2 protein-coding genes are annotated in these 2,261 nt (G+C 58.3%); one reads left to right on the plus strand and one right to left on the minus strand.

The features are described 5' to 3' along the window. The coding region (locus NW819_RS02625; RefSeq protein WP_414412799.1) for a DEAD/DEAH box helicase family protein at nt 1-808 on the minus strand (808 nt) is incomplete at its 3' end. A 296-nt stretch (nt 809-1,104) separates the two neighbouring features. Here NW819_RS02625 and NW819_RS02630 point away from each other — a divergent pair. Continuing rightward, nucleotides 1,105-2,261 (plus strand): DUF3352 domain-containing protein (locus NW819_RS02630; protein WP_414412800.1); only part of this gene is annotated, 1,157 nt, incomplete at its 3' end.

A 2,261-nucleotide genomic window follows, 5' to 3' on the forward strand; every position in this document is an offset into this window, starting at 1 on the left:
CCAGTTGCTCTTCCAGTTCTTGCTCGATGTTGAGGATTGCCCGCTCCAATTGTGCTTCCGGCGTTACAAAGTGCCGAGCAGGATAAACTCTGAGGGCGCTGAGGCTGTTCAAAATCTCGCCTGTAACCGGGTCGATTAAGCGAATGGCCTCGATCTCATCGCCAAAAAATTCGATGCGAATGACCCGATCCTCATAGGCCGGCACAATTTCCAGCACATCCCCTTTGAGGCGAAATCGCCCCCGCACCAGCTCCAGGTCATTGCGCTCGTACTGGATGCTGGCCAGAGCCCGCAAGACATCCCGTTGGTTGATCTCCTGGCCGACTTTGAAGGGGATGGAAGCCTTCAGGTATTCTTCTGGCATGCCCAGACCATAGATGCAGCTCACCGAGGCCACCACAATCACATCCCGCCGTTCAAACAAGGAGCGGGTAGCCGAGTGCCGCAGCATATCGATTTCATCGTTGATAGAGGAAGATTTGGCGATGTAAGTATCGGTGCTGGGAACATAGGCTTCCGGTTGATAGTAGTCGTAATAGCTGATGAAGTATTCAACGGCATTGTGAGGAAAAAGCTCCCGCAGCTCATTGCACAGTTGTGCTGCCAAAGTCTTATTGTGGGCCATCACTAAGGTGGGCCTGCCCACCTGCTGAATGGTATGGGCGATGGTAAACGTTTTGCCGGTTCCGGTTGCTCCCAGCAAGGTTTGGAAACGATGGCCTTCTGAAATTGACTTCACCAAACCGGCAATTGCCTTAGGTTGATCTCCGGTGGGTTGATAGGGAGAAACCAGTTGAAACTCTGACATGGGTTTGACTTTCGGATGGGCCTAGATAGCTGCCGGGCTGGTCAAGGCAGGGCTGATCTGCACGTTGGTTTGGAATGGTGGTGCGGATCACAAAGGCTTGTGGGGTGCCTCTAAGCTTGACCGCCTGCTCAGCAGTGGGCTCCAGCTTGCGCACCAGGATGAGCCTCTGTTCCATGGTAAGGTTTTATCATGCAGGACTGAGGGCAGCTCTTCTTCCTGGGCCTGTTCATGCCAGTGATGTGAAGCATTAGGGCCTGGGTACACGCGCTAAGTCTCCCTCGGTGAAGAGATGAGATATGGGACGACGGCAACTCTTGCGCGGGATCCTAATCGGGTTGGGTCTTCTGGCCGCCATGGTGGTGTGGGTTGTCGTATGGCTGCTCACCCGCAGTCCGGTGGCTTTGTTGCTGGCCCACCCGGAGCTGCCGCCAATTGTGGGTTTGGCCCCTCGCTCCGCACAAGCGCTGCTGGTGTTGGCTGTTCCCCTGGACGAGGTGCAAGCGTTTTGGCAAGCGGCAACTCCTGCCCCCCAGCGACGCGCTGCCCGTCAGCAGTGGCAAAAGTTTTTCTCCCCTGAAGGCCCAGGCTGGCTGGGATCCTTGCTGGCCGGGGGATCCCTTGATTTTGAGCGGGAGGTGCGGCCCTGGCTGGGGAGGAGCACCCTCTTGGCCAGTTTGCCGGAGTGGGGCACCTTGGTTGCCCTAGAAACGCGGGATGCGGCAGTCTCTCAATTTGAGCTGAACCTGTTGTGGGAACGGCAGAGCTTGGCCGGGAGGCCGGTGCAGGTAGACACTTACAAGGGCATTCAGGTGGTGTCTAGCCCGATTCCGGGCCTGCAGGGGTTCTCGGCAGCCGTTTTCGGCGAGCAATACGTGTTGTTGGCGGAGCAGTCTGCTGCCATTCGGGCTGCAATCGATGCTTGGCAGTTGCCGCAGTTGTCTCTGGTGGCTCAGCCTCTGTTTCAGCAGGTCATCCAGCCCTTGCGGGAGGCGCATGTGGGTTGGGCCTTCTGGCAAAATCCAGAGGCGGTTTCTTCAGATGGGCTGACGTTGCAGGCGGTAGGGCTGGGGTTGGGGGTAAACTTCCGCGGCTTGGTGGCCGAAAGTGCTGCCCTCTGGCATGCGCCCGCTGGCTTCTCCTTGCCGGCGGCAGAAGCCTTTCGCCCGCAGATCCTTCAACATCTGCCGGATAAAACCTTGGCGCTGATTTCCGGAGAGAATCTGGTCTCAGTTTGGCAGAGCCTGGGGCAGATCCAGCCCCTAAATTCCCTGGGGTTGCGGGTGGATCCCGGCCAGTGGCTGCAGCGCTTGCAATCTCAGGTGGCGCTGGACTGGCAGCGTCTGTTGCCGGAACGGGGAGAGTTTGCCTTTGCCCTTTTGCCCGGCGACGGGGATCCAGCCTGGCTGTGGGTCGGTAAGCTGCCGGATGAGTCGGTCGCGACAGCGGGACGGAG

It is taken from the genome of Synechococcus sp. R8-2 (assembly GCF_047461715.1).
Lineage (GTDB): Bacteria > Cyanobacteriota > Cyanobacteriia > Thermostichales > Thermostichaceae > Thermostichus.